The sequence below is a fragment of the Arthrobacter sp. ERGS1:01 genome (genome assembly GCF_001281315.1).
Lineage (GTDB): Bacteria > Actinomycetota > Actinomycetes > Actinomycetales > Micrococcaceae > Specibacter.
In genome coordinates this window covers 3,158,903-3,177,946 of sequence record NZ_CP012479.1, presented here as the reverse complement: position 1 = coordinate 3,177,946, position 19,044 = coordinate 3,158,903, and the positions used below count along the sequence as shown (strand labels likewise).

General features: G+C 63.9%; 14 protein-coding genes. 10 read left to right on the top strand and 4 right to left on the bottom strand.

The window, feature by feature from the left end; translation table 11 throughout:
* The first annotated feature begins 113 nt into the window (after window positions 1-113).
* From AL755_RS18325 to AL755_RS23635, 4 genes are all read left to right on the top strand, one after another.
* Window positions 114-1,922, top strand: a complete 1,809-nt coding sequence (locus tag AL755_RS18325; RefSeq protein WP_054012232.1) for an HNH endonuclease signature motif containing protein — start codon at window positions 114-116, stop codon at window positions 1,920-1,922.
* A gap of 374 nt (window positions 1,923-2,296) precedes the next feature.
* Entirely contained in the window at window positions 2,297-3,679 is a 1,383-nt protein-coding gene (locus AL755_RS23335; RefSeq protein ID WP_150117175.1) for a hypothetical protein, read from the top strand.
* A gap of 396 nt (window positions 3,680-4,075) precedes the next feature.
* A complete protein-coding gene (locus AL755_RS22620; protein WP_082369408.1) occupies window positions 4,076-4,855 on the top strand; it encodes a rolling circle replication-associated protein in 780 nt (259 codons plus the stop codon).
* Window positions 4,855-5,025, top strand: a complete 171-nt coding sequence (locus AL755_RS23635) for a hypothetical protein (RefSeq protein ID WP_192841634.1) — start codon at window positions 4,855-4,857, stop codon at window positions 5,023-5,025. The genes AL755_RS22620 and AL755_RS23635 overlap by 1 nt, the downstream gene beginning before the upstream one ends.
* Here AL755_RS23635 and AL755_RS18305 read toward each other — a convergent pair.
* Window positions 5,020-6,420, bottom strand: coding sequence for a recombinase family protein (locus AL755_RS18305; protein WP_192841633.1), 1,401 nt, complete (start codon window positions 6,418-6,420; stop codon window positions 5,020-5,022). The two genes, AL755_RS23635 and AL755_RS18305, sit on opposite strands and share 6 nt — an antisense overlap.
* 298 nt (window positions 6,421-6,718) lie before the next feature.
* Here AL755_RS18305 and AL755_RS18300 point away from each other — a divergent pair, with 298 nt between their 5' ends.
* The 6 genes from AL755_RS18300 to AL755_RS18275 all read left to right on the top strand — a co-directional run bounded on the left by AL755_RS18300 (window position 6,719) and on the right by AL755_RS18275 (window position 16,560).
* The gene (locus tag AL755_RS18300; RefSeq protein ID WP_054012228.1) at window positions 6,719-8,458 is read left to right on the top strand and encodes a glycerol-3-phosphate dehydrogenase/oxidase; all 1,740 of its coding nucleotides are present in this window, start codon (window positions 6,719-6,721) and stop codon (window positions 8,456-8,458) included.
* A gap of 21 nt (window positions 8,459-8,479) precedes the next feature.
* On the top strand, window positions 8,480-8,971 hold the full coding sequence (locus AL755_RS18295) for a PTS sugar transporter subunit IIA (RefSeq protein ID WP_054012227.1): 492 nt from the start codon (window positions 8,480-8,482) through the stop codon (window positions 8,969-8,971).
* A gap of 104 nt (window positions 8,972-9,075) precedes the next feature.
* Entirely contained in the window at window positions 9,076-9,903 is an 828-nt protein-coding gene (locus AL755_RS18290; protein WP_054012226.1) for an SURF1 family protein, read from the top strand.
* Between the two features lie 12 nt (window positions 9,904-9,915).
* Window positions 9,916-10,413 (top strand): DUF3817 domain-containing protein, encoded by a 498-nt coding sequence (locus AL755_RS18285; RefSeq protein ID WP_054012225.1) that lies wholly within the window; start codon window positions 9,916-9,918, stop codon window positions 10,411-10,413.
* A gap of 63 nt (window positions 10,414-10,476) precedes the next feature.
* Window positions 10,477-12,066, top strand: coding sequence for a glutamine-hydrolyzing GMP synthase (gene guaA / locus AL755_RS18280; RefSeq protein WP_054012224.1), 1,590 nt, complete (start codon window positions 10,477-10,479; stop codon window positions 12,064-12,066).
* 108 nt (window positions 12,067-12,174) lie between these two features.
* Window positions 12,175-16,560, top strand: coding sequence for a DUF4011 domain-containing protein (locus tag AL755_RS18275; protein ID WP_054012223.1), 4,386 nt, complete (start codon window positions 12,175-12,177; stop codon window positions 16,558-16,560).
* A 266-nt stretch (window positions 16,561-16,826) separates the two neighbouring features.
* Here the strand turns inward: AL755_RS18275 and AL755_RS18270 are convergent, their stop codons facing one another.
* The 3 genes from AL755_RS18270 to AL755_RS18260 form a co-directional block, all read right to left on the bottom strand.
* On the bottom strand, window positions 16,827-17,744 hold the full coding sequence (locus AL755_RS18270) for an RcpC/CpaB family pilus assembly protein (RefSeq protein WP_150117173.1): 918 nt from the start codon (window positions 17,742-17,744) through the stop codon (window positions 16,827-16,829).
* Window positions 17,745-17,897: 153 nt separating this feature from the next.
* Window positions 17,898-18,188, bottom strand: a complete 291-nt coding sequence (locus AL755_RS18265; RefSeq protein WP_054012221.1) for an FmdB family zinc ribbon protein — start codon at window positions 18,186-18,188, stop codon at window positions 17,898-17,900.
* A gap of 110 nt (window positions 18,189-18,298) precedes the next feature.
* Window positions 18,299-19,000, bottom strand: a complete 702-nt coding sequence (locus tag AL755_RS18260) for a 5-formyltetrahydrofolate cyclo-ligase (RefSeq protein ID WP_054012220.1) — start codon at window positions 18,998-19,000, stop codon at window positions 18,299-18,301.
* Window positions 19,001-19,044: the final 44 nt, after the last annotated feature.

The following is a 19,044-nucleotide window of genomic DNA, read 5'->3' as shown; positions in this document are numbered from 1 at the left end:
GCAGCCTGTGAGGCGTCAATCCATGAGGAAGATCCCGCCGGCGCCTCCACCGATGTCCCACGCGGCACGGTGGCTCCACTCGGCGTGGGCTTGGTTCCCTTGGTGACCCGCAGTTGCTTGCCTGGGCCCGGGATCTGGAATGCCTGGGACGGTTCCTTGCCGCCCTGCAGGTCCAGGCCGCCGGAGAGGTCGCCGCACGGTCACTTGCCGGCCGATTCGACAGCGCAGGGGCTACCTCGCCGGCGGACCTCCTCACCACCACGCTTCGCATCAGCCGGGCCGAGGCTAACCGCCGGCTCCGCCTTGCCAAGCACTTCCTCCCCGCGACAAACCCGCTCACCACGGTCGTCACACCGCCATCCCAGCCGGTGCTGGGATCCGCCTTTTTCGCCGGTGACCTTTCCCCGGAGCTGGCGCTCCTCGCATCCGCCTCCATCGACGATGCCACATCCCTTGCCGACGCCGGGCGCATCCCGGAAACTGCCGCCAACGACCTCGAGGCCACGCTTACCGCTTATGCGCAAAAGGAGGGCCCGGACTTCCTGCGTTCCGGGGCTACCCGCGCCCTGGACCTCCTGGACCCGGACGGGCAGAAACCCACGGAAGGTGAGTTGACCGCCAAACAAGGCATCTTCTTCCACCACTCCCGACGCGGACTCGTCCACTATGACGGCTACCTCACCATCGCCCAATATGAAACCCTCATGACCGCCATCGGCTGGGCGTCGAACCCCAACCGCCACAAGGACATCAACAAATGCGCGGTGGGGGAGGATGGCTGCGGGGACGGGCCCGGCGGTGCTGGCGATTCCGACGGAGGGTCCGTCGGCTTCCGCGGCACAACTGACGGCGGCAACGGATCCGTCAGCGGGTCCGGCGGCATACAAAACTGCGGCGGCACCGAGCACAACAAAGCCGAGAAGGCTGGCAGCGCACCGGACGGCCAGGGCCTGCTGTGGGAGGTCCTCCACGCAGCGGCATGCGCGCCGCCCGCCTCGGGCCAAGCATCCGATGGCTTCCGGCCTTTGGCCAAGTCCTGGCCGCTGCCCCAGGGGCAGCCCCCGGATTGGGCGCTGCCGCCTGACGGGGAGCGGCCGGCCCGCCACATGGCAGATAAGGACGGCGGCATGGGAGTCGAAGGCCCGCGCAGCACTGCCCGCAAGGCCACTCGGGACTCCGAGGCGGAAATCGACGGTACCTCCGGTGGCGCCGCTGGCACCAAGGGCGCAGACGGCGACCCCGCCAGCCCCAAGGCGACGGGAAACGGCACAGCCAGCACAGAGGCCGAGCAAGACGGCACCGCCGGCCCCGAGGCAGCTTTCGATGGCACAGCTGTGACTGCTCCATGGCCGCACCTGGTGGACGGGATCCTTGTGCCCGAGCCCGGTTCTGGCACGGAACTCCCCGGACTAAACCCCATCGACCCCAATTGCACCGACCTTGCTGTACAGGACAAGCGGACGCATGGGCAGAGACTCCTCGACGGACTCATTGACTGTGTCAAGCTGGCCGCCCGCACAGGGCTCCTTCCCGTGGCAGGCGGAATGAAGTCGCAGCTGGTCATTTCAACCACGGAAGCCGACCTTGAACGGAACAGAACAGCGGGGACGGGCGGCGGCATCGCCTTCCTGCCTTACACGGGTCCGCATAATCTGTCGCTCTTCGAAACCGAGCTGTGCGACGCCGACGTGACCACCATGGTGCTCGGTGACGGGAGCACCATCCTCAACGTCGGACGCACCCAGAGGCACTTCACGGACGCCCAACGGAAGCTCATCATCGCCCGGGATATCGGCTGCACCTTCCCACACTGCACCCGACCGGCAGCCATGTGCGAGGCCCACCACATCATCCCCTGGCAGGACGGCGGGGAGACCAACCTCGACAACGGGACAAATTGTAAATATGACCCCTTCGGATAGACCTGGTCTTCAAAGTCAGTTTCGAGTCCCGGGCTGACCGGTCCATCTAGGCACCAGTTCCGGCCTGTCGCCGACATATCGAAGCACAGCACCCGGTTCATGGATATAGTGGGCCGCATGAAAGCCGGATACATAAATCACAAGTGCTACGTCTGCAGGCAACCTAGCAACTTCAAGTATCTCCCAAGAGAAAAAGACGTCTACGGGCGTACTTTGATGGTTTGTACTCGGTGTAGTAGCAGGGTGGCGATCCCAGGGCAACCAAAGCCGACATGGAATGAGATTCTGGAGCGAGACTAGTACCGGGAACTTGATAGATCTTGAACTTGGTGAAATGCGCCACATCTGCGTCAGTACACACTAGAATTCCTACTGTGGACCAGAAGAATAGAAATTCAGCAAATAGCCTAATTATTCCACGCCTCAATGCCTTCTTGGAGGCGATGCGGGCACTAAGAAGCCTCCAAGAATTCGTGCAAGAAAATTTGAGGACCCTCGCGGCCGTCGAGGATGACTATGTCTTACAAGGAAAACGCCTATATCCGAGTGTCGATCCTTCGATTCATCGCGCTGTTGCAGACTTTCTACATCCACAAATTCACCTTCGGATGAGTCGCGCCAAATCGATCAAGAATAGTGGTGGCGGTCCAAAACAACTTGATAAAATGAGAAAGTCTTGGGCGGAGAATGTTCGAATGGGAATTCTTGCAATTACGAACGACCCTGATTATCTCCCCAAGTCTTCCCATATTTGGGACCAGTGTGGTAGGTCTCCTTTAAAAACTCGACTTCTTCGAAATTCACTACTCATGGGTGCAGTCAGCGATTTTGAAGTACTCGTCTCGGGCCTCGTACGGGCATTTCTCACCCTGAGGCCAGAAATCTTGCGCTCAAGTGACCAAAAATATTCGTTTGCCGATCTCCAACCTTTTTCTACAATTGAAGAGTTTCAAGAGCATTGCATCGAAAACATGGCGGAGGTTCTTCTCCGTGGTGGCTTTGATGACTGGATGGAGTGGTTCGGTAAGAAGAGAAACATCAAAGTGCCAGGAGTTACAGAGGACGCTGGAGCCCTGGTTGAGATCTTCCAACGGAGGCATCTACTGGTTCACAACGGTGGTGTCGTCAACAAATTCTACTTATCCAAAGTCTCGGGTCCCGAGCTTCCCGTATTGGGTGATCGCCTCCATGTTGGAACTCAGTACCTAGAGAATTCTGTGGATGAGTTGACAGTCGCCGGTGTTAAGTTGAGTTTTTCATTGCTTCAAAAAATGGCTCCGAACGAGGTTGACCTAGAAGAGCTCAGTCACCGCTTGGAACACCTATCCTTCGACCTGTTGTCCGCTGGCTACTTTAGACCTGTTTTCAGTCTAAATGACTGGCATTTGGGCTTTGTCAAGGACTCGGAAAGACGACTCATTGTCATGGTGAACAAATGGATCGCCATGAAAAAAATGGGGCTAGCTGAGCGTGTCTGCATCGAAGTCGCTGAATGGGACACGGCAACACTTTCGGGGACATATCGCCTTGCAAAGCTGGCCCTGATCGATGATAATGCGGCCGCATACTCGCTCGTAAAGGCAATGATCTCAGCAGGTGAACTGCGGAGAGAGAGTTGGCGCGACTGGCCACTTCTTGAAGGCGTTCGAGAATTTGAATTGAAAAATATAGGGTCAGCGGACAAGATCTGGGTCGTCGCCTTTGGTGGCGAACACACTCACCCTAATACTGAGGACGGTCGCAACGCTGAGGCGTAACGGCACACATCCAAAATATGCGAACCGGATGTGTGGCCTGGAGGTGGCGGCGAAGCCGCCGCCCTTTACTTGAAATAGCAACATAACTCGCAGACCATTTCAGGCACGGACCATCGTCTGGATTGGCTAGTGACAGCCATGTAATTCGTGTGGCATGATGAGGGCATTGCTGTACCCGGCGGACCAACTCAGGGCCGGGAATACATTAATTGCAGGTGGCCTTCCTGAGGGGCCGAGCAGCGTGGTAGGCCCACGTTCCTAAATATGCTCATGGTTTAGACAGAGAGGGCCCATCCGGAGCGAGACCGGATGCTGATGCCCCTGTCGTAGCGCTTTCCTTTTTCACCTGGCGGTGGCTTCAGCGATTCCTTGTCGGTTTCGTTCCTTGGGGTCCCAATGTCCACTTCTGCTGTCAGTAATTCACTTGGCCGGCTCATTGCTCCGGATGCCGGCTGGTTCTTTTCTCTCTATCCGGAGGCCGGTGAGGGTGGCGGCGGGTTCCGCTCGTCGTACAAGCCCAACCGGTCGTTCGTTGCCAAAGGTTCCGCAGCCAATCCTGAGCGCGCCGCTGCCGAAGCCGGTCGGCGCGCTGGGTCCAAACTGCGACGCTACTGTGCTGCAAACCGCCTTAATCGTCTCGGCACACTGACCTATGCCGGTACCGGCTGCCATGACCCCCAGGAATTGCGAACCCATTTGGGCGCATTCTTCCGAGACATTCGGGCGAACCTCGGCGGAGCACCGTTGCCCTATGCATGGGTTCCGGAATGGCACAAGACGGACCATGGACTACACGCCCATTTCGCCGTCGGACGCTTCATTCACCGCCATCTGATCAAAGAAGCCTGGGGCCGTGGGCACGTTCATATCAAGCTACTGGGCGACTTGCCGGTGGGTTCGGGGGAATTGTCCGAGGCACGCAAAGCGGCCGGTTATCTGTCGAAATACGTGTCCAAGACGTTCACGGACCCGACCTCGCAGGTGTTCGGGCTTCATCGCTATGACGTCGCCCAGGGGTTCCAACCGGTCAAACTCGCTCTCAGTGGAGATTCTCCAGCTGATGTTCTGGCGCAGGCCTCGGACTATCTCAACGGTCCGCCGCAAACTCAGTGGTCGTCCTCTTCTGTCGAGGACTGGTCTGGTGCTCCTGCGATTTGGGCCCAGTGGGGTTCCTGATGCTCGATCAGAGAGTGCTTGCTGAGTGGCTCGAGGCCAACTGCGCCGCCCAGGGTGTCCCGGTGCATGTGACCGACCCCGGTGTTCTCGCGCGGGTTGGTGTGCTCATGGGTGCCGCGCCCGGAACGGACGGACGCGGCAGCGGCCGGAGTACCGCCGCGGCGTCATAGCTGCCACACGGGCTGAATCCGGGCCGGGTCCAGCGATCGTGCACCCAGCGTCCCGGGCAGAATGGTCGCGTAGTCCAGGACGGCCTTGATAATCGCGGACTGCCTGTCGAGATTCAGCATCTCCCACGTGGCCGTTAGCTGCCCGCCGGTACCGATCAGACCGTCCAGAGCTGTTGAATTCGATGCCTGCGCGAGTTGTCGTTCCGTCGACTGAATTCTTGCCTCAATGGGGCCGCGGGCCGCTTTCCACTCGGCGCTTGAAATTTCTTTGGCCGCCCAGAGCTCGGATAGCTCCTTCAGCTGGCTACGGTCTGCCTCCAATGCTTCCAATAGGCTGCCTTGCCGCTCGTCCACTGCACGGCGTCCGGTCAATGCATCCGTCATCTCGGCAGTATCGAGCCGCATGAGTACCGCAGCGCAGATGAATTCTTCCAGCGGTGCTGCCACGATCGTGAGGCGTCCGCATCCCCCATGGTCCGGGCCCGAGAGGCAGACGTAGCGACGGGTGTCAACACGGATGGAGGAAAATAGCTTGTTGCCGCACTTGCCACAGCGCAACAAGCCGGACAGTACATATCGGCGTGGTGCGCGAGTGTTCGTTCGCTTCTTGGTTTCAAAATGGCCAAGAATCTGCTGCCGCTGTGCTGGCGTGATGATCCCTTGCCATTGAGCGTCGGCCACCACAACTCCCTTGTGTTCCCGCAGCCCTGCGATGCGACCGGATTTCAGGATCGCGTTAAGTGTCCCCGTCTGCCAGGGACCGCCAGCCGTCGTCTGAACGCCCTCGTTGTTGAGCCAGATACAGATCGAACGTGAAGATTCCCCGGCCAGGAACCGTGCCACGGCCTGACGCAGAACCTCAGCTTCTGCCTCATTCACCGTTATGCGGTCTTGTTCATAGCCAAACGGGCGATGGTGGCCGCCGTTGGGCAGTCCCTGCTCCGCCAGTTGGCGCGCTTTACGTTGGAGACGCTGGGACTTCCTACCAGATTCCTTGGACGCGATCGCCGCAAGGATACGGGCCACAAAGAGACCGTCATCGTTTCCTAGGTCGATGTCAGCCGTCACGGACTTTACTTGCGTCACCCCTGCCTTCTCGCACAATCGAGTGAACTCCTCGAGCTCCAATGGCTGTCGGGTAAGTCGGTCCATGTTGTAAACGATCACAGCGTCCCGGTAGCCCTCGGCAAGATCGTCGAGCATTCGCTGGTACTGGGGTCGCAGCTTCCCCTTGAAGGCGCTGATGTCGTTGTCGACATACTCATCTCCGACCGTCCAGCCGTGATTCACCGCGAGCTCGCGACAGTCCTCCAACTGACGTTTGACTCCCAAGGCCTCCCCGGACTGGTCCGAGGAGATGCGGGCATATATCGCGGCCGAACGGGGAGTCATCATAGGGGTCAGACTAACAAATAGTGACTAATGCGGCCCTGCTGTGTGGATACCACCACACCCTGATCCACAAGGGCCTTTGGGCCGTCAGGCTCCGCCGCGGAGTTCCGCTATACACGCCCGGCTACGGTGTGGACCACCTCCGGCGTGAGCGACGCAACACCTACCACCACGGCCTTATTGATGACGGTCCGGGCTCCGCATAACACCCAAATGCCCCACAGGAATAACCCCTGCCTTTCTGAGCGTCAACCGCGTAAGGTTTTTAGTGCCAGCTCGTCCCATCTTCAGGAGGTTCGAAATGTCCGCTTCACCCCACCCCAACGGCAACATCGGCCCGGCAACGCGGGAAGCAAACCTCGCGGCGCTGAAGGCCTCCACGGAACCGGGCCGGGAACTGGACATTCTGATCGTCGGGGGCGGTGTGGTCGGGGCCGGGTCGGCCCTCGACGCCGTGACCCGCGGACTAAGCGTGGGTCTGGTGGAGGCCAACGACTGGGCGGCCGGGACGTCGTCGCGCTCCTCAAAACTGATCCACGGCGGGCTCCGGTACCTGGAAATGCTCGACTTTGCCCTGGTCCAGGAGGCGTTGCAGGAGCGAGGGCTGCTGATCCAACGGATCGCCCCGCACCTGGTCCGCCCCGTACCGTTCCTGTACCCCCTGGCAAAACGGTTCGTCGAGCGTCCCTACGTTGGCGCCGGCATCCTGCTCTACGACACCCTGGGCCTGACCAGCGGCAACAGCCGCGGCGTCCCCATGCACAAGCACCTCACCCGGCGCGGCACGCTGCGGGCCGCGCCCAGCCTGAAGGATGACGCCATGATCGGCTCCATCCGTTACTACGACGCCCAGGTCGACGACGCCCGCCTAGTGGCCAATGTGATCCGTACGGCCGCCAGTTTCGGTGCGCACACCGTCAACCAGACCAAGGTGGTCGACTTCCTGCGCGAAGGTGAACGGGTGGTCGGGGCGAAGGTGGTGAACCAGGAAAACGGTGAAACCTTTGAAATCCGGGCCAAGCAGGTCATCAACGCCACGGGGGTCTGGACCGACGAGACCCAGGCCATGGTCACCGACCGGGGCCAGCTGAAGGTCAGGGCTTCCAAGGGCATCCACCTGGTGGTTCCTCGGGACAGGTTCCAGTCCACCGTGGGGCTGATCCTGCGCACCGAAAAATCGGTGTTGTTCGTCATTCCGTGGGGCCGGCACTGGATCATCGGCACCACCGACACCGACTGGAAACTGGACAAGGCACACCCGGCCGCCACCAGCGCGGACATCGACTACCTGCTCGGCCATGTCAACAAGGTGCTCAAGCGCCCGCTCACCCGGGAAGACGTGGAGGGCGTGTACGCAGGCCTTCGCCCGCTCCTGGCCGGGGAAAACGACTCGACGGCCAAGCTGTCCCGGGAACACGTCGTCGCCCATCCCGTTCCGGGGCTCGTGGTGGTGGCCGGCGGCAAGTTCACCACCTACCGGGTCATGGCCAAGGACGCCGTTGACGAGGCAACCCGGGCGTTGGATGAGAAGGTCCCGGAAAGCTGCACCGACACCATCCCGCTGCTGGGTGCCACGGGCTTCAAGGCGGCCTGGAACCGTCGCAACCGTACAGCCGAGGAGACGGGTGTGCACGTGGCAAGGGTGGAGCACCTGCTCAACCGCTATGGATCCATGGCGGGGGACGTGCTGGACCTCGTGACGGAAACGCCCGAACTGGGGGAGCCGCTGCCCGGAGCCGACGACTACCTGGGCGCAGAGGTGGTGTACGCAACCACCCACGAGGGCGCCCTGCACGTCAATGACGTACTCACCCGGCGCACCCGCATTTCCATCGAGGCCTGGGATCGCGGCGTCGCGGCGGCACCCGTGGTCGCTAGACTGATGGGAGGCATTTTGGGGTGGAGCGAAACCCAAAAAGACAATGAAGTTGCCAACTATTTGGCCCGGGTTGAGGCCGAACGGCTCAGCCAGCAACAACCCGACGACGAATCGGCGGATGCGGCACGGCTGGGTGCGCCCGGGATTGTGCCGCTGAGCTAGATCAACACTTGAAAGGCACTGATGACAACCGGTTCGCTGGAGCGGTACGAGACCGAACTTACCAACCCCGGGCTGGTGATCCTGGAGATGGTCGCGGACTCCAAACAGGATGCGGCCGCCCAATTGGCCGCAAAGCTGTTTGAACAGGGCAGGATCAGCGACCTCGACGGTTTTCTGCGGCACGTCAACGCCCGGGAACACCAAATGGCCACGGGCCTGCCGGGCGGGATCGGGATGCCGCACGCCCGCAGCGACTACGTCACCGAGACCTCGATCGCCGTCGGAATCACGAAGTTCGGCCACAGCCTGGACTTTGGCGCCGTCGACGGACCGGCCACCGTCATCCTGCTGATCGCCACGCCCGCATCGTCCTTTTCCGAGCACCTGGAGGTACTGGCCACCCTGGCCCGCTCGCTGTTCAAGGAAAACTTCCGCGAGTCTCTGCGCCGTGCCCACGACGCCGAGGTCATCGCCGAACTCATCAACTCCACCCTGGTGTTCTTCGACCACTGACCCACGTCCGACGGCGACCCCGCCGGCCGCTGCAGAGCACCCGGCCGCAGGGCCGGGCTGGGGGGCATTCGTTGTTCTACACAGTTACGAAGTACCGTTGTAGTGTGTTAAAAACTGCCCTCAAGCCCAAATGGATCGCCGCGCTGGTCTTTGCCCTCGTCGTCGCGGCCGTCTTTGTCCTGCTGAGCCAGTGGCAGTTTTCCCGGTCCATGGAAAAGGATGTGGCCCCGCCCACCGTGACGGAGAAGGTCCAGCCGCTGCTGTCCACGCTCCAACCCGGCCAGCCGCTCATGGGCAGCGCCGAGGGCCAGCTGGTCACGGCAACGGGTCACTTTGACGCCTCAAAGCAGGTCATTGTGACGGCACGCGTCCAGGACGGCGCCACCGGTTTCTGGGTCGTCACCGCCTTCGTGGTGGACGGCGCCCCCAAGCTCAAGGGCGTTGCGGCCACGGACGAAATCGTGATTCCCGTGGCCCGCGGCTGGATTTCCGATCCTGCCAAGGCCACCGCCCCTCCCTCGGGCACCATCACGGTGGAGGGCCGGCTGCTGAACTCGGAAGGCCCCGTGCTGTCCAAGGGGCTTCCCGCCGACCAGGTCGGCGCGCTATCCTCGGCTGAGCTGACCAACCGCTGGAAGACCACCACATATGCCGCCTTTGTGGTCTCCCACGATGAGGTGGTGAACGGCAAGAACGTTGGCGCCGTTGCCGGCCAGGGGGACCTGGTACCGATTACCGTCACGGCGACTGACCAAAACGGCAAGATCAACTGGCTGAACATTTTCTACTCGATCGAGTGGGTGGTGTTTGCCGGATTCGCGGTATTCCTGTGGTGGCGCCTGGTGGCCGACGAATACCGCCGTGAGCAGGATGAACTTTTTGATGTGGACCGCGGGGAGTCCGACGACGCAGTGCAAGACCAAATCAGCTAAAGAGGAAACACAGTGACCGATCCCAAGTCCGCAGAGCGCACCAACACCACCGCCGGGCGTCCCGCACCGAAGCGCCGTTTCGGCGGCACCCCCGCACAGATCATGGGCGCCCTGAAGCTCTACAAGGTGCTCGCCTACGCCACAGGCATCATGCTGTTGCTGCTGACCGTCGAACTTGTGGTCCGCTACGGCTTCGGCAGCGTGCTCATGGCCGGCGGCACAAACGCCGTCACGGGTGCCTCGCACGGCTTCGGCTTTGTCGCCATCGATGCGGTGTCCGGTGGCGTGAACCTGTCCACCACGGTGCTGATCGTGCACGGCTGGATGTACGTGGTGTACCTGATCGCCGACTTCCGCCTGTGGTCGATGATGCGCTGGCGCTTCCCGAAGTTCGTCCTCATCGCCCTGGGCGGCGTGGTGCCGTTCCTGTCGTTCATCGTCGAGGGCCGCGTCCACAAGCAGGCCATGGCGGAAATTGCCGCCAACCCGCAGGCGCCCAAGCGTTACTGAGGCGCTCCTCACTCCCGCACGCCCCACGTGGGCGGGTGGGAATTGATTGGGTAAGATTGAGGGGTGACTAATCCCGCTACGGCCCAGACTTCCCAGAAGCCCGTCCTGGTTGTGGACTACGGTGCCCAGTACGCCCAGTTGATTGCGCGCCGTGTGCGTGAGGCCAATGTGTACTCGGAAATCGTGCCGCATACCTATACAACTGCGCAGTTGCTGGCTAAAAACCCAGCTGCCATCATCCTCTCCGGTGGACCTTCAAGTGTCTACGCAGAGGGTGCGCCGAACGTTGGCGCCGACCTTTTCGAAGCCGGAATCCCGGTCCTGGGCATTTGCTATGGCTTCCAGGCCATGGCCGCCGCCCTGGGCGGAACCGTTGCCGAGACGGGCCTGCGCGAATACGGTTCGACCCAGGTGCAGATCCTCGGCGAAAGCCGTTCCATCCTCAGCGACACCAATGGTGAACAGACCACCTGGATGAGCCACGGCGACAGCGTGCAGCAGGCACCCGAGGGCTTCGACGTCCTCGCGTCCTCCGCCGGCGCCCCCGTTGCAGCCTTCGCGAACGAGGAAAAGTGCCTGTTCGGTGTGCAGTGGCACCCCGAGGTCAAGCACTCCGAATTCGGCCAGAAGGTCCTGGAGAACTTCCTGTTCAACGGCGCCAAGCTGGAAAAGAACTGGACGGCCACGTCCATCCTCGACGAGCAGGTTGCCCGCATCCGCGAGCAGATCGGCACCGCCAAGGTCATTTGCGGTCTCTCCGGCGGCGTCGACTCCGCCGTTGCCGCGGCCCTCGTGCAGCGCGCAGTGGGCGACCAGCTCACCTGCGTGTTCGTCAACCACGGCCTGCTCCGCCAGGGCGAGGCCGAGCAGGTTGAGACCGACTTCGTAGCCTCCACCGGCGCCAAGCTGTACGTTGCCAACGAACAGGACCGCTTCCTGAACGCCCTTGCCGGCGTCTCCGATCCGGAAACCAAACGCAAGATCATCGGCCGCGAATTCATCCGCGCCTTCGAGGAAGCCGAACGCGCCATCATGGCCGAGGCCGCCTCCGAGGGCGAAGAGATCAAGTTCCTGGTCCAGGGCACCCTGTACCCCGACGTCGTCGAATCCGGCGGCGGCGAAGGTGCAGCCAACATCAAGAGCCACCACAACGTGGGCGGCCTCCCCGAGGACCTGCGCTTCGAGCTCGTTGAGCCGCTGCGTGCGCTCTTCAAGGACGAGGTCCGTGCCGTTGGCGCCGAGTTGGGCCTGCCCGCCGAGATCGTCGGCCGCCAGCCGTTCCCCGGCCCCGGCCTGGGTATCCGCATCGTCGGCGAAATCACCGGCGAACGCCTGGAACTGCTGCGCAAGGCTGACGCCATTGCCCGTGCAGAACTGACGGCAGCCGGCCTGGACAACGAAGTGTGGCAGATGCCCGTTGTGCTGCTCGCCGATGTCCGCAGCGTTGGCGTGATGGGCGACGGCCGCACCTACGGCCACCCGATCGTGCTGCGCCCGGTCTCCAGCGAGGACGCCATGACGGCCGACTGGTCACGCCTGCCGTACGACCTGCTGGCTCGGATCTCCAACCGAATCACCAACGAGGTGGAAGGGGTCAACCGGGTTGTCCTGGACGTCACCTCCAAGCCGCCGGGAACCATTGAGTGGGAGTAATCCCCTAGGAACACCGGAGGGGGCCGTTAGGGCTTTTTAGCCTTAATTTTGGCCCCCTCCAGTGTGCCGAACCGGCATATGCGGGCTAGGGGCGATAGCCTGAATTGCATGTCAGTATGGTCAAGACCGTTTCGCTCAAATGCAGAGAAGAAGGCTCCCGTGTCCGAAGTTGCAAGTCCCGATGAGAGCTCGATCGAGCTCCAAACATGGCTTGCGGGATTGGATACCTACTCCGGGCCCGACACAGCACTGGCGTTCGCCAAGACGAACACCGGTTGCATTGACCTCACCCATGCGCACCCCTCCGGCCTTGCGCAACTGCTGGCCGGACGGAAAACACGCCTCTCAACACTGATCCGCGAACCCGAGCACTACGCGTCCGCGAAGCGTGCCGCAGCAGCCCTGCGCGCGAAAATCTTTGAACTCAGCACCGACCGCGGCATCGACGTCGGCTACCTCGCCGCCGGGCTGGCCCGCTGGTCGGCCGTGGACGGACCCAACAGCGGCGACGTCTGCGCTCCCGTGCTGCTGGCTGCCGTCGCCCTGAGCGTGCGTGCCGGCCAGGACGACTACGAACTCCAACTCATGGAGCAGGCCCAGATCAACCCGGCCCTCGTGACGCACCTGCGCGAGCACTCCAGCATCTTCGTGGATGCACCCGCATTGGGACGCCTGGCCTACAGCACCGCGCGTTTTGACCCGGTGCCCGTGCTGGACAAGCTGCGCACCCTCCTGGCCCCCGTGCCCGGCGCCTCGGTGGAACATGACCTGTTGGTCTCCACCTTCGCCTTCCTGGCCGACAACCTGGCCGACCCCGCCCTGCAGGTGGGCACCGAATTGTTGGAACAGCTGCAACGCCACAGCGGCGACGACGTCCTGCCGGTTGAACTCGAGCCCGACTTCTCCCGCTTCACGGCCCTGGATGAGCGGCACCCGGCCGAGGAAATCCTGGTCCGCGACGCCGACCCCCAGCAGCAGTATGTGCTGGACCTTGTCCGGGCCGGCGAGTCCGTGCTCGTGTCCACGCCTCCCGGCACGGGCCAAACCCAGACGGCCATCAACGCCGTGGCCCAGCTGGTCCACGACGGCAAGAGCGTGCTGGTGGTGGGGGAGCGGCGCAGCACCCTGAACGAGTTTGCCCAGATCCTGGCGGACATGGACCTGGATTCGCTGCTGCTCCAGCTCAGCGCCCAGACGGGACCACAACAGCTCAAGTCCCAGCTGATCCGTTCCATCACCCGCAACGAGAAGGCCGTGGAACCGCAGCTGGCAGGCCTGTACGAGACCTTGGTGGATCACCGCCACCAGCTCGTGGACCATGTGGCGAGCCTGCACAACGTGCGCGAACGCTGGGGCTGCTCGCCCTACCAGGCCATGCAGTCGCTGGCCGAACTGACATCCATCCACCCGGCACCGGCCACCACCGTCCGGCTCAAGCGCAGCGTCCTGGACAACATCAAGGACCGCGCCGAACTCAGCGGACGACTGCGCCGTGCCGCCGAACTTGGCTCGTTCAGCCAGGTGGCGGTGGGCAGTGCCTGGCACGGCTCCCGGCTGGTGACCCGCAAGGAGACCGAGGAAGCCTACGCCCTGGCGGAGGATCTCTTCGAGCACGTTCCGGCATTCGCGGAAAAAATGCGCGAGGTGGCCGAGTTTGGCCAGATCCGCCACGGCAACACCTTCGCCGAATGGGGACGCCAGCTGCAGATGCTGGTCGCCATCCGCGAGAGCCTGGACAAGTTCAAGTCAGATGTTTTTGACTGGCCCATCGACGAGATGATCGCGGCCACCGCCTCAACGGCCTGGCGCCGCGAGCGGGGCATCGACATGCCTGCCCTGCAGCGTGCCCGCTACCGCCGCAACGCCAAGGACTTCGTCCGTCCGGGCGTGCACATCGCGGATCTGCACGAGTCCCTTGTACTCGTGAACGAGCAAAGCTCGCTGTGGGCGGCCGCCGCCACCAGCAAGCGCCACCCCACGGTTCCGGCCGGGCTGGCCGAGCTCAACGGCACCTTCCGGGAGCTCCACAAGAAACTGCGCACCCTGGGCACGTCCCTGGAACGTACGGTGGACGGCGGGGACCTGCTGAACTTCAACGCCGGGGAACTGGTGGGCCGGCTCGAGGCGCTCGTTGCAGACAAGGCTTCGCTGGAGACCCTGCCGGAGCGGACGCTCCTGCTCGAAAGCATGCGCGAGCAGGGCTTGGGCGAGCTGCTCGATGACCTGTCCCGCCGCGAGGTGGGTGCGGGGGAGACCCGCGCCGAGCTTGAACTGGCCTGGTGGCAGTCGGCCCTTGAGGCCATGATCAGCGGCGATGACTACCTTGCGATGTCCGACGGCGACAACCTCCGCCGCCTGGAGGCCGAGTTCCGCCTAGCCGACCAGACACATGTGGCGTCCGGCCCCAGCCGTATCCGGTGGAAGCTCGCGCAGGAATGGCGCGAGGTGGTCGCCGGGCGCAACCGCCAGGGTGAGATGCTCCGCAACGTGCTCAAAGACGGCAGGGTTTCCCTGGAGGCCCTGGGCGCGCAGGCTCCCGACCTGCTCAAGAACCTGGTTCCCGTATTCACCGCCAGCCCGCTGGTGGTGCCCTCCGTGATCCCGGCCGGTTACCGTTTCGACGCCGTCGTAATCCTGGACGCCGAATCCACCTCGCTGCAGTCGGCGCTGCCGGCACTGGCCCGGGCCGAACAAGTCGTGGCGTTTGGCGACGAGCAGACGGCCTGCCCGCGCAGCTTCACCGTGGCTGTTGGCGATCCCGAGGCCAAGGGCGTCGACCAGCATCCACTGGAGAGCGTGCTTGGCGCGCTGTCTCGCGTTCTGCCGCGTCACCGCCTCACGGTCTCCTACCGCGCCGTCGATGAAGACCTGGTGCTGCAACTGAGCAACGGCTTCTATGATTCGCAGCTGCAGCGGCTCCCCGACGGCCGCGCCGTCACGGGGCTGGAACGGGCGCTCACCGTCGACTACCTCCCGGATGGCAAGGGCCTGCCGGGCGCCGGCAGCGGCGGCGTTGAATCCGTCGTCGCCGAGGTCAACCGCGTGGTGGACATGGTGTTTGAACACGCCAGGGTCCGTCCCCGCGAGTCGCTGGCCGTCATCACCGCGAGCGATCGCCACGCCGTGCGCGTGGCCCAGGCCATCCGCCTGCAAATGGCCAACCACCCCCTCCTGGCCAGCTTCTTTGAGTCTGGCCCGGAATCGTTCCGTGTCGTGACGGTGGACAGGGCGGCCGGACTGGTCCGTGACCGGGTCATCTTCTCCCTGGGCTATGGGCGGACCCCGCACGGCCGCGCACTGCACGGATTTGGTGCCTTGTCCGAGCCCGACGGCCGCGCGAAGTTTGCCTTGGCCATGACCCGGGCCCGCCACCACATCCACATCATCACCTGCTTCCGGCCCGAAGACCTGGACGAGCAGAGACTCAGCCATGGCGCCGTGGACTTCTTCGAGCTCTTGGATCGCGAACTCGCCGGGAAGTCCCTGCTGGGCACCCCGGCCTCCCGGGCACAGGACAGCGAGAAGCAGTCGGGCGAGGACCCGCTGGTGGCGGACCTCGCCGACCGGTTGCGGGCCCGTGGCGCGCGCGTTTGGCACCACTACGACGGCGCCCTGGACATTGTGGCCGCACCGGACCCCGTCCAGCTTCTGGGCCGAGACGACCACGAGATCCCCGTGCCCGTGGCAGTGGAATCCGACGGAACCGCGAAATACCAGAACATGAGCGTTCGTGAACGCAGCCGCCTGCGTCCGCAAATGCTCGAACGCCTCGGCTGGCGTTACGTCCCGCTGTGGACCATCGAAGTCTTCACCGATCCCTCCAACTGCGCCGACCAAATTGGCCGGTACCTGGGATTGGCCTCCGTGGTCGACTCGGATCTCTCTTCCCTGGTGGGCACCGCGCTGGACACCTCGATGACGGCCGTCATCGACTCCCCGCGGTCCCGCCGCAGGACACCGCTCCTCGACTCGGCTGAGCCAGCAGTTGCCACTCTGGAGGTTGCAAGCTCTGCCGCCGGAACCTCCGCTGCGGCAACCCCCGAAGCTGCCGTTGCTCAGCTTGCAGGGGAGCCTGCCGAGGGCGGCGCCGTTGCGACTGCCGCGGAGGCAGTTGCCAGGTCGACGGCAGCCAAGTCCGTCGCCGACCAGCTGGGCCTTGGCCGGGACGACGCGCTGGATGCGGAGTTCGACGAACCCGCTGCCGGGAACCCGCGGACAAGTGAAACAACCGAAACAACAGCACGTGAAGAAGGTGTGACCCCGGTGAGTGAGCCTGGTGAAAACAACAATGGCGAGAACAACAAGGATGAATCCGCCGCGCCTGTGACGGACGACGCCACAGCCGATTCGGCTACGGCCAAGCCCGCGGGAACGGAGTCGGACGTGCTGCCCAAGGTGGCCCCGCACGACGCCGCACATACCTGGGGCGACGAACCCGGCGACCGGGGCCACGATGCGTGGTTGCGGGAAAACAAGCCCCCGCACTGGGGCTGACACCCAGTCTTACCCTTTGAACCGTGCCGCCGGGCCTCCCGGCGGCACGGTTCTTTTGTTGGGCTACTTTTCCGCATGCACACCTGGGCGCGGGTCGGTAAGGCGCCGAAGGTGCCTGAGGTGCCTGAGGTGCCACAGGCTACAAGGCCGAGAAGCACCTCCGACGCCCCGGATACCGCAGACCGTGACGTCGTGGAGCACCACTGGAATCGCGACCGCAGGCGGGCCGTGGCCGGTTCCCACTGGGGGCCGCGGCCCAGGACCAGTCAGTTGACGAGCACCAGGAACACCTTGCCGCGGGCCGACGCCCCGGCCAGCAGTGAAGCCTGCTCGGCGGTGGCCGCAACCACCACCAGGCCATCGGTCTCCTGGCTGGGCAGCAGCCCTCCGGTCGACGCAGCAAGGTTGGGGGTCCACAGCACGGGAACGGACCTGGCCAGGACATCATTGCTTGTAGGCCCGTCCAGGCCCGCGCTGGAGCTCAGCACCACGTTGACCAATTGGCCCTGCCGCAGCAGACGAACGGTGCTGGGGTCGGCAAGCCTCAACGGCACGGCCTGGCTTCCGGGCGGGGCACCGATCAGCAGCTCGTCGCCAAGTAGCGCGGCATCCGTCATCACCTCACCCCGGCGCACAGGCCCGGAAACCTGCCGGCCTACCCAGGACCCAGCCGGGACGGTCTGAGTCGAAGTTCCTGCGGCTCCAGCATGGCCGGCTGCCGCACCGGCGGTGTCCGCGGTGCCGCCCGTACGGCCTGTGCTGCCGGTGTCGCCGGTGTCGCCGGTGTCTGCCGTGTCGCCGTCGTTAGGGGGCGATGCGCGGCTGGCCGCGTCGCCCACATTGGCGCCCACATTGCCCGGTGGCGTGAGCGTGCCGTCGGGAACCATGGCCGGGCTGACGGCCGCGGGCATGAGGTCGGTCGGAACAAGGGTGTGTCCGGCGGGGAGGTCATGGGCTGCCACCAGGACGTTGGTCGTGACGGGGCGGGCCGGCGTGAGTTGCTGCACGGCTATGGCAGTGGCGGCACAGAGCAGGAGCGCGGCCACCAACCGTCGGCGCCGGCGCAGCCAGCGAACGAATTTCTCGCGTGGCGTGGCCGGGGGAGTGCGCCCGGCAAAGGGGGAGCCGCCCCAGCGGGGTGGGGCGTATCGTGACGGTGCTTCCGGGCTGTTGGCTGACCTCATGAAACTTACGCTAGGCCGCAGCCCGGCATAGGGGCAGAGTCAGCTCCGGGAATGTGCGCCGGCAGCGCGGCAGCCTCGCCTGTGCAGGGATGAATCATCCAAACGTGGGCTCAGTCCAATAAAGTTCAAGTCAGTAAAGAAGAACGCGAAGAGCTAGCTTCCGACGCTCGCGGGCGCCTTGGCGGCACTGCTCGCAGCGGGTGCAGCCGGGGCTGATTCCTTGGCGGTAGGTGCGGAGCCGCTGGCAGCCGGCACGGTGCTGGAACCGGAGCGGGAATCCGTGCGGTAGAAGCCGGAGCCTTTGAATACAACGCCCACGGAGTTGAACTTCTTGCGCAGGGCGCCGCGGCATTCGGGGCAGACAGACAGGGAGTCGTCACTGAACGACTGCTGGATGTCGAATGCATGGCCGCAGTCTTTGCAAGCATAGGCGTAAGTGGGCACTGAATTTCCTCCTGGATACGTGCGTCAGGACCGCGACTGCCTAGCAGTCCAGGGTCCTGAGTGCCAATTCTATCATCGACCTCTATAACGCCCCGTTGGGCCCCGTTATTTCAACCCACCCCTGCACCGGATCGCGCGGACGTGACAGGTCGGTAGCCCGACGGTGTCACGACGTAGTCCACGGGCTTGTCCAGGGTGTCGTGGGGGAGGAGCCCCGGCGCAAACACTTCGCTGTCATGCACGACGGCGGCCGTCGGCACTGCGCCGAATCCGTCTGCTGCGCCGAAGTCGCCTGCCGCTGTGCTGGCCGCTGTGCCAGCCGTGACAGAGCCTCGCACCGCGTTCCCCAACGAAGCCAGGAACCGGTCGTAGTACCCGCCGCCCTGCCCCAGGCGCACGCCGGTCGTGTCGGCGGCCAGTGCGGGCAGCAGGATCCCGGCTACCTGTCCCAACGAGGAAAAGGGAAGTCGGGGTCCCACGGGTTCCATGACGGGGGCCAGGACGCTGCGAACCATCTCGACGCCGGGGGTCCATGGGGTCCAACTCAGCTGGTGATCCGGTTCGCAGACGGGCACAAAAATCGGGTGCCCGGCCCGCACCAGGGCAGCCAGCAGCAGTTCCGTGGGTGGCTCGTGGCCGGTGGAAATGTAGGCGCACACGGCGCCCTGGGATGTGCCATTGCTCACGGATCCGGCCCAGGCGAGCCCCGCGGCGGCGAGGCCGGCGGCGGCACGGGAGCGGCCGGCGTCGTCCATGGAGATGCGGGCGGCGCGCAGCACGGCGCGCCATTCAATCTTGCTGGAGGGGTTCATGGGGACCTGTTCGCTGGGCTGTGTTACGCCAAACCTAGCAAGCG